We start from the raw sequence: 8,770 nt of genomic DNA, 5'->3' as shown, positions 1-8,770 counted from the left end.
GCGGATTCGACACCGCCGGGGTCTGACCCCCTAGGGCCTCTCAGCGCTGGCAGCCCACCGCCAGAACACCCTCAGCATACTGATTTTTTCAGTAAGGCCTGTGGGGATTCCCCAGGGTCTGCCCCCCCAGGGCCTCACAGCGCTGTTAACCCACTGCCAGACTGCCCTCAACGAGCTGATTGCTCAGCAGGATCTCCGAGTGTGCCTCACTCCTCGCCGTGGCGGGCGGCCGGCTTGAAGACGCCGGGCTCGAGGTCGTGGCGGGCCAGCAGCTTGTAGAAGTCGGTGCGGTTGCGCCCGGCGATGCGCGCCGCCTGGGTGACGTTGCCCTCGGTGATCTTCAGCACCTTGATCAGGTAGCTGCGCTCGAAGCCGGCGCGGGCGTCGTTGAAGGTCGGCAGGGCGTTGTCCTCGGCGGCGAGCGCCTGGGCCACCAGCGCCTCGGGGATCATCGCCGAGCTGGTCAGGGCCACGCACTGCTCGACCACGTTGACCAACTGGCGCACGTTGCCGGGCCAGCCGCTGGAGGCGAGCAGGTTGAGCGCTTCCGGCGAGAAGCCCTTGACGAAGGGCTTGTGGCGCTCGGCGGCCTGGGTCACCAGGTGCTTGGCCAGCAGCGGCACGTCCTCGGCCCGCTCCTTGAGCGCCGGCAGCTTGAGGTTGACCACGTTGAGGCGGTAGTAGAGGTCCTCGCGGAACTCGCCCTCGTGCATGGCGCGGTCGAGGTCGCGGTGGGTGGCCGAGATGATGCGCACGTCGATGGGGGTCGAGGCGGTCGAGCCCAACTGCCGGATCTGGCGCTCCTGCAGGGCACGCAGCAGCTTGACCTGCAGCGTCAGCGGCATGTCGCCGATCTCGTCGAGGAACAGGGTGCCGCCATCGGCGGCCTGGAACAGGCCGCGGTGCTCGCTGACCGCGCCGGTGAAGGCGCCCTTGGCGTGACCGAAAAGCTCGCTCTCGAGCAGCTGTTCCGGCAGCGCGCCGCAGTTGATCGCCACGAACGGCTTGCCGGCCCGCGAGCTGGCCTTGTGGATGGCATTGGCGAGCAGTTCCTTGCCCGAGCCGGAAGCGCCGGTGATCAGCACGCTCACGTCGGAGGCCGCCACCATGCGCGCCTGCTCGAGGATGCGCTCCATGTCGGGGCTGCGGGTGATGATCGCCGCACGCCACGACTCGTCGCCCTCGGCGGTGGGGCCGCTGGTCTGGGCCAGCGCCTCGTCGATGGCGGCGAACAGCTCGTCGCGGTCGACCGGCTTGGTGAGGAAGCTGAAGACCCCCTGGCGGGTGGCGCTGACGGCGTCGGGAATCGAACCATGGGCGGTGAGCAGGATCACCGGCAGCCCCGGGGCCTGGCGCTGGATCTCCTGGAACAGCGCCAGGCCGTCCATCTCGTCCATGCGCAGGTCGGTGAGCACCAGCTCGGGACGGTCGGTCTCGAGCACCTTGAGCGCCTGACGGCCGCTCTCGGCGGTGGTCACCCGGTAGCCGCGGCTCTCCAGGCGCATGCCCAGCAGCTTGAGCAGGCTGACGTCGTCGTCGACCAGCAGGATATGGGCGCTGAGCTCGCGAGAGCCGGGCATCCGCGCCGCGGGCGCCCTGTTACCTGATATGCGTGTGGCGTGCTTCACGTCTCATCCCCCTGTCAGTCGTCGTCGGTCTGCTGTCGCAGGTTGATGTTCTGTTCGATGGCGGTGAGCGCCTCCAGCTTCTCGGCCAGGGCCTCGTTCTCTTCCTCCATGGCGGCCAGCTCCCCGCGGGTACTCGCGACGCGACCGGCCATGGCGCGACGCCCCTCCACCTCGTTGAGCCAGTAACGCAGCAACGGCTGCAGGGCCGAGGGCGCGGTGTGCAGGTCGGCCTTGAGGAGCTCGGCGGCACGGTCCCACTGGCTCTCGTTGCCCCAGGCCAGCACCACGGCCCGGGCCAGGCGTTGCTCCTTGGTCTCGCCCTCCAGGCGACCCAGCATGACCTCGCGCCAACCGCGCTCGCCACGCTGGGAGGCCAGCCCGAAGGCGACCCAGTCGGGCAACAGGCAGGCCTCGTCGTCGAAATCGGGAATCACGGCATGACAGGCCTTGACCGACGGCTCGGCCGCCGACTGTGCCGTCGAGCGTGGCTGTTCGGGTAGCAATTCACAACCGGCCAACCAGGTCACCGCCAGGCAGGCCAGCAGAGGGCGGAAAATCATCGTCATCGGTTCCTTGCGTGGGTGCTCGTTTCTCCGACGAGCGCCAGATGGTCATGAGCGAGCTGCCCTGCCACGAGGACACGTGGCAAGGTCAGGCGGAAGCAGACCGCGTAGTACGGGTCGTCCACCAGTTCCAGGCTGCCGTGCTGCAGCCTGGCGCAATCGGCGGCCACCGAGAGGCCGATGCCGGAGCCCTTGAGGGGGCCCTTGCGGCGGGCGCGGCCCTGGTAGAAGGCCTCGAACAGCCGTGGCCGGTCCTCGTCGGCGATCGGCGCCCCGCTGTTGGCCACCTCGATCGTCAGGCGATCGTGGCAGCGGCGGGCACGGACCACCAGTTCACCGGCATCTTCGCCATAGGCGATGGCGTTGGAGATCAGGTTGTCGAGGATGCTGGTGGTAGCGGCGCGATCGGCCTGCCACTCGAGCGGACCGTCGAAACAGTCGACCCGCATGCCCTTGTTGTCCAGCGCCAGGCGGTGCTTGGCCAGCACCTCCTTGGCCACGGTGGCGACATCGAGCCGCTCGGTCTGCATCTGGCGGTTGTGCTGCAGCAGGTTGTAGTCGAGCAGCTGCTCGATCAACCGCTGCAGCTCGCCGCCGCTGGCGTCGATCAGCTCGAGAATCTCGCGCTGGTGCGGAGAAAGCTCGCCGGCCACCCCGTCGGCGAGCAGCGCCGAGCCTTCGCGCACACTGGCCAGCGGGGTCTTGAGTTCGTGGGACATGTGGCGCAGGAACTGCTGCTTCTCGGCCTCGAGCTCCTCGAGGCGCGACGAGAGCCAGTCGAGCCGCTCGTCGAGTTGAACCAGCTCGGCCGGGCCCTGGATGGGCCGCACCGCATGGGACTGGCCGCCGCTGCCGATGCTCAGCACCCGACGCTCGAGCTGTCGCACCGGGCGGATGATCAGCCAGGTGAACAGCAGCATCAACACCAGGCTGGCCGAAACCAGCGCGGCGGTCTGAAGCCACAGCTGGGTCTGCACGGCCTCGGCACGCTCGCGGATCGCATCGATGCGGATGTCGATCTGGCGGTTGGTGGCGCGTCGCACCGCCTCGGTATGCTGGGCGAAGGGGATGAAGTCGATGAGCCGCTCCTCGAACTCCTCCAGGGGCAACTCGGGCAACCGGGCGAGTTCCACCAACTGCGCCTCGAGCGCCGCCACGTCGGGGTCATCGGGCAGCAGCTGTCGCTGCTGGGCCAGCATTTCGCGGTACTCCTCGATGCGCTCGGCGTAGATCTCCAGCAGGCTCTCCTGCTCGACCACCGCGTACTGGCGAGCGCCACGCTCCATCTCCAGGGCCAGGGCGCTGAGCGAGCGCGCCCGACGGGTCTCCTCCACCGCCTGACGGGCGCTGACATCGGCCAGTCGAGACAGTTCCGACAGGGCCGGCCCGGCCTGGAGCATCAGCACGGCCAGGGGCAACATGACGACGAGAAAAGCCAGCAGAACGAGCTGCAACAGGGAGCGAGGGCGCCAGCGACGCGAGACTCGGGTGGTCATGACCAGAGCTCTTTGCAGAATGATGAGTGACATTGCCATCGTATACGCCCGAAGAATACCAGAGTTCCGCTGGACAGCGTTCCACTGCCCGCCATGACCGCCCAAAAAGAGCCAAAAAAAGGGCCGGCAGAGCCGGCCCAAGTACGCAGGGAACTGAAGGGTCTGGAAAACGCGCCACTCGACTGCCTGGTCAGGTCGGTCGGCCCGCTCTCCATGGGCCAAAGGCCCCGAAGCCATGTGAAGACCGTTGATTACCAGGGGCCCGTCTTCACATGTGGGGGCGAACCACCGCGTGGCGCACCGCCCTGCTTCGTTACTGGCACCACCGCCTCGGCCTGGCCGAAGGCGATGCTGCGCGATTCGATCCCCCGGAGGGGGGATGAGGCATCCTTGCCTGGGCGTCCTTGCCCTTCTGGTACACTTCCGTGCCTTCCGGCGGTACCCGTCTCATCGCAACCTAAAGTCACACATCGCTTGGAGCAGACGCTGATCGCTTCCGGGGCCGGACGCACAGGGCAGTGTTTGACCGGACTCCCTTGGCGATCGAAAGCGGCTCGAGCCGTAATGAACCGCTTCCGTTGCTCACCCATACCATTGCCAATGTCGTGCCATAAAATCGGCATCCCCATTAATTTCAACACGTTATTTCGATGATGGAGTTGGCATACCGCCTGCCGGGGGAGGGTTTCACACCGCATGGCGGATTCTCGGCGGTTTTTCGTCTCCACATGGCGACGCCAATCTGGAGCAATGAAAAAATAACTGCTGAATCAGCATCTTGAAGCGTACCCCGATGGCGACATCCTTTCGAGCCACGACGCTGTCAGGCGACAGCGCTTCGCCCCGCCTGGATCGCGGGGGGAAGACGGGGCGCCGCTCAGGCGAGCGGCTTGACCAGGATCTTGGACTTGCGGGCGTGGTTGTAGGTGTCGCGCTTGAGCGGCGGCAGGGCGTCGATGTCGGCCAGGCGGAAGCCGTGCTCGAAGAACCAGTGCGTGGTATGGGTGGTCAGCGCGAACAGCGCCGTGAGCCCGAGGCGCCGCGCACGGCGCTCGATCTCGGCCAGCAGCAGTTCGCCCCGGGCCCCGCCGCGGTAGTCGTCGTGCACCGCCACGCAGGCCAGCTCGGCCATCTCGGCGTCGCTGAAGGTGTGCAGGGCCGCACAGCCGATGACCATGCCGTCGCGCTCGATCACCAGGTAGTCGTCGATCTCGTGCTCCAGCCGCTCGCGGGAGCGCGGCACCAGCATGCCGCGGTGCTCGAGCGGCTCGAGCAGCTCGAGCAGGCCGCCGATGTCGCCGAGTTCCGCCGGGCGCAGCTGCTCGTAGCGGTGCTGGGTGATCATGGTGCCCACCCCGTCGCGGGTGAACAGCTCGCCGAGCAGGGCGTTGTGGTCGTGCCAGGAGATCAGGTGGGTGCGGGCCACGCCATGGCGGGCGGCGGCACAGGCCGCGCCCAGGTGGCGGGCCAGCTCGCTGCCCGGGTCGGCCTGGCGCAGCAGCGGTTCGGCATCGGCGGGGGTCAGCTGGCGCTGCAGCTGGCCGCTGTGGTCGTACAGGCCGCTGGCCTCGCCGAGCAGGATCAGCTTGTCGGCACCGAGCGCCATGGCGGCGTGCTGGGCCACCTCGGAGGCGTCGAGATCGAACACCTCGCCGGTGCTCGAGAAGCCCAGCGGCGGCAGCACCACCAGTGAGCGCTTCTCCAACAGCCCCTCGATCGCCGCGGCCCTCACCCGCCGCACCTCGCCGCTGTGGTGGAAATCGATGCCCTCGCGCACCCCCAGCGGCTTGGCCATCACCAGGTTGCCCGAGACCGCGGTCAGCTCGACCCCGTGCAGCGGGGTATTGGGCAGCCCCAGCGAGAGCCGCGCCTCCAGCCACAGGCGCTGCTCGGCGGCGGTGCGCTCGACGCACGCCATGATCGCCGGGTCGGCGACCCAGCGCCCCTGGTGGTGCTTGGGCGCGATGCCGGCCGCCTTGAGGGCCAGCTCGACCTGGGGGCGGATGCCGAATACCACCACCAGCCGCACGCCCAGGGTATGCAGCAGCGCCAGGTCCTGGATCAGCTGCTCGCTTCGCCCGCGCGCCATGGCCTCGCCCTCGATCAGGATGACGAAGGTTCGGCCCCGGTGAGCGTTGATGTAGGGCGAGGAATTGCGGAACCAGTCGACGAAGGGGAAGCGAGTATCCAAGGCCGCACTCCGGCAGCAGATGAGAGAAAGACGATGCGAGTCTCGACTATATCAGAGCCGACAAAACGGCGGCACCACCGCCGCGGTGGTGCCGCCGTCTTGTCGGCTCGAGGCCGTCCGGCCGCTAGCCGAAGATACCCTTGAAGGTGAAGAAGAACACGATGGCCAGGCCGGCGCCGGCCGGCAGGGTGATCAGCCACGACATGACGATGGTGCCGATCACGCGCATGTTCAGCGCCGCCATGCCGCGGGCCAGGCCCACGCCGAGCACCGCCCCCACCAGGGTGTGGGTGGTGGAGATCGGCAGGCCGGTCCCCGAGGCGAGCACCACGGTGGTGGCGGCGGCCAGGGTGGCGGCGAAGCCACGGCTCGGGGTCAGCTCGGTGATGCCGGTGCCCACGGTGGCGATCACCTTGTGACCGTAGGTGACCAGGCCGGCGACGATGCCGCCGCCACCGAGCACCAGCACCCACCAGGGCACCAGGGCCGCGGCGTCGATCACGCCGTTGCTGCGCACCACGCTGATCACCGCGGCCAGCGGCCCCACGGCATTGGCCACGTCGTTGGAGCCGTGGGCGAAGGCCATGGCACAGGCGGTGAAGATCATCAGCACGCCGAACACGCGCTCGACGTTGCCGTAGCCGAAGTGATCTCCGGCGCGGCGCTCGTAGACCACCCGACGCTCCATCAGCACGCCGATGCCCACGATCACCAGGCCGATCAGGATCGACAGCAGCAGGCTCTGGCCGAAGCTCAGGTCGAGCCCGACGTGCTTGAGGCCCTTGGTGAGGGTGACCATGGCGACGATGAAGCCGACCAGGAAGACGTAGGCCGGTACGTAGCGCTTGGCCGAGGCGAAGGGGTCGGGGGCCTCGAAGATCAGGTGCTGCACCGACTTGAACAGCAGATAGGCGATGGTACCGGCCAGCAGCGGCGAGACCACCCAACTGGAGGCGATCTGGCCGACCTTGCCCCAGGCCACGGCTTCCATGCCCAGGCCCACGGCGCCGAAGCCGACGATGGCACCGACGATGGAGTGGGTGGTGGAAACCGGCCAGCCCTTGGCCGAGGCGATCAGCAACCAGATCGCCGCCGCCAGCAGGGCCGAGAGCATGCCGTAGACCAGGAACTGCGGATCCTGGGCGAGCAGCCCCGGGTCGATGATGCCGCCGCGGATGGTCGCGGTGACCTCGCCGCCCGCCAGCCAGGCACCGAGGAACTCGAAGATCACGGCGATGAGGATCGCCTGCTTGATGGTGATGGCCCGGGACCCCACCGAGGTGCCCATGGCGTTGGCGACGTCGTTGGCGCCCACGCCCCAGGCCATGAAGAAGCCGAAGACACAGGCCAGGATGATGAAGATTTCGCCGTGCTGCACGATGATCGACATAGGGGAAGTCGTCCTATGTGGCTGTCAGGGGGTAGCGGATTGGCGTGATGGCGGAAGCGCCGAGCACCCTGGCATGCGGTGCCGCGACGAATCGCATCCTAGCGAGCCGTGAGGATCTGCAGGCGGCTGCCGACGCGTTCGGCCCGGTCGGAGAGTTCGCCGACCCAGTCGATGATCTTGTAGAGGAAGATCACGTCCACCGGGGGCAGCTGGCTCTCGAGCTCGAACAGTTGGCGGCGAATGGCCACCTGCTGGCTATCGGCCTGCTGCTCGAGCAGGTGCAGCTCGCGGATCAGCTTCTGCATCACGTCGGAGACGTTGCGACCGAAGCCTGACTCGAGCAGGTCCTTGAGCTCCTCCAGGGCATGGCGCGCCTGGGCCACGCAGGCCACGGCGGTCTGCATGTAGTCGCGCATCGGCTGGGCGAGGGGCTCCGGCACCTGCATGCGGCGGCCGAGCATGATGCCGGTGATGTCGCGCACCTTGTTGGCGATCTTGTCCTGGACGCTGATCAGGTCGAGGATGTCGGTGCGGGATACCGGCAGGAACATGGTGTTGGGAAGGTTGAGGCGCAGTTCGGTCTTGAGCTCGTCGGCCTCGTGTTCGAGCCGGGTGACGGTCTCGCGGTGTGCGGCAGCGGCCTCCCAGTCACCGACGAGGGCGGCTTCGAAGAACGGCAGCAACTGATCCGCGCATTCATTGGCCTTGACGATGTGGGCCAGCAGCGGCTGGAATGGCGAGCGGCCGAACATCGCGGAGAACGGATTGGGTGTGACCATGGGTATCCATGTGCGCTGAAGAATTGGCGGCGACAGTATAGTGACCGCCTCCGCTCCCGTCATGAAAATATCACCTGAAGTTAACGCAACCGAGGCGGCGAGACCATGAGCCACGAGATCGAACTCAAGCTGGCCCTGGGCCCGGAAGGCCCGGCGGCACTGCGCGGCCACCCGCTGCTCGACGGCCTGGTGCCGCGGCTCACTACCCTCGGCAACACCTACTTCGACACCCCCGAGGGGGCCCTGGAAACCGCCCGCATGGCGCTGCGCCTGCGCCGGGCCGATGGCCGGCTGCTGCAGACCCTCAAGACCCGAGGCCAGGGCGGTGGCGGGCTCTCGCGCCGCGGCGAGTGGGAGTGGGAAGTGCCGGGGCCGGGGCTCGATCTCGCCGGGCTCGCCGCCCTGCCGCCCATGGCCGGCCACGGCGACGCCCTGCTGGCCCGGCTGGTGCCACGCTTTGCCACCGACTTCCGCCGTGCAGCCTGGCGACTCGAGTTCGGCGAGGCGCGCATCGAACTGGCCCTCGACCTGGGCGAGATCCGTGCCGCCGGCCGCACGGTGGCGATCCGCGAACTGGAGCTCGAACTCGAGGCCGGTGAGCCGGAGGCCCTGTGGGACCTGGCCGAGGCGCTCGCCGAGTCGGTGCCGCTGCGCCCGGCGGACACCAGCAAGGCCGCCCGGGGCGGCGCCCTGCTGGCCGGCACCTGGCCCCTGCCCGAAGGC

7 protein-coding genes are annotated in these 8,770 nt (G+C 68.1%); 1 reads left to right on the top strand and 6 read right to left on the bottom strand.

Features of this window, described 5'->3' with window-relative positions; translation table 11 throughout:
* Positions 1-206: 206 nt before the first annotated feature.
* The 6 genes from glrR to C1H66_RS04265 form a co-directional block, all read right to left on the bottom strand.
* Positions 207-1,580, bottom strand: a complete 1,374-nt coding sequence (glrR, locus tag C1H66_RS04290) for a two-component system response regulator GlrR (protein ID WP_102626681.1) — start codon at positions 1,578-1,580, stop codon at positions 207-209.
* A 62-nt stretch (positions 1,581-1,642) separates the two neighbouring features.
* Positions 1,643-2,188, bottom strand: a complete 546-nt coding sequence (locus C1H66_RS04285) for a hypothetical protein (RefSeq protein WP_102626680.1) — start codon at positions 2,186-2,188, stop codon at positions 1,643-1,645.
* Between the two features lie 2 nt (positions 2,189-2,190).
* On the bottom strand, positions 2,191-3,687 hold the full coding sequence (locus tag C1H66_RS04280; protein ID WP_102626679.1) for a sensor histidine kinase: 1,497 nt from the start codon (positions 3,685-3,687) through the stop codon (positions 2,191-2,193).
* An 877-nt stretch (positions 3,688-4,564) separates the two neighbouring features.
* Entirely contained in the window at positions 4,565-5,878 is a 1,314-nt protein-coding gene (argA, locus tag C1H66_RS04275) for an amino-acid N-acetyltransferase (RefSeq protein WP_102626678.1), read from the bottom strand.
* A gap of 124 nt (positions 5,879-6,002) precedes the next feature.
* Positions 6,003-7,268 (bottom strand): inorganic phosphate transporter, encoded by a 1,266-nt coding sequence (locus C1H66_RS04270; RefSeq protein WP_102626677.1) that lies wholly within the window; start codon positions 7,266-7,268, stop codon positions 6,003-6,005.
* A gap of 98 nt (positions 7,269-7,366) precedes the next feature.
* Positions 7,367-8,047, bottom strand: coding sequence for a TIGR00153 family protein (locus C1H66_RS04265; RefSeq protein ID WP_102626676.1), 681 nt, complete (start codon positions 8,045-8,047; stop codon positions 7,367-7,369).
* A gap of 105 nt (positions 8,048-8,152) precedes the next feature.
* On the opposite strand from C1H66_RS04265, the gene C1H66_RS04260 reads away from it, so the two are divergent.
* A partial coding sequence (locus C1H66_RS04260; protein ID WP_102626675.1) for a CYTH domain-containing protein occupies positions 8,153-8,770 on the top strand: 618 nt, incomplete at its 3' end.

The organism is Halomonas heilongjiangensis (genome assembly GCF_002879645.1).
GTDB lineage: Bacteria > Pseudomonadota > Gammaproteobacteria > Pseudomonadales > Halomonadaceae > Halomonas > Halomonas heilongjiangensis.
Note: the sequence above shows the minus strand (reverse complement) of the source record. Positions and strands in the feature narration are given on the sequence as shown.

What these genes read in the sequence shown, in the direction of transcription:
- C1H66_RS04270 (WP_102626677.1), bottom strand. Translation starts at nt 7,268, where the DNA reads ATGTCGATCATCGTGCAGCACGGCGAAATCTTCATCATCCTGGCCTGT.
- C1H66_RS04280 (WP_102626679.1), bottom strand. Translation starts at nt 3,687, where the DNA reads ATGACCACCCGAGTCTCGCGTCGCTGGCGCCCTCGCTCCCTGTTGCAG.
- glrR (WP_102626681.1), bottom strand. Translation starts at nt 1,580, where the DNA reads ATGCCCGGCTCTCGCGAGCTCAGCGCCCATATCCTGCTGGTCGACGAC.
- C1H66_RS04265 (WP_102626676.1), bottom strand. Translation starts at nt 8,047, where the DNA reads ATGGTCACACCCAATCCGTTCTCCGCGATGTTCGGCCGCTCGCCATTC.
- C1H66_RS04285 (WP_102626680.1), bottom strand. Translation starts at nt 2,188, where the DNA reads ATGATTTTCCGCCCTCTGCTGGCCTGCCTGGCGGTGACCTGGTTGGCC.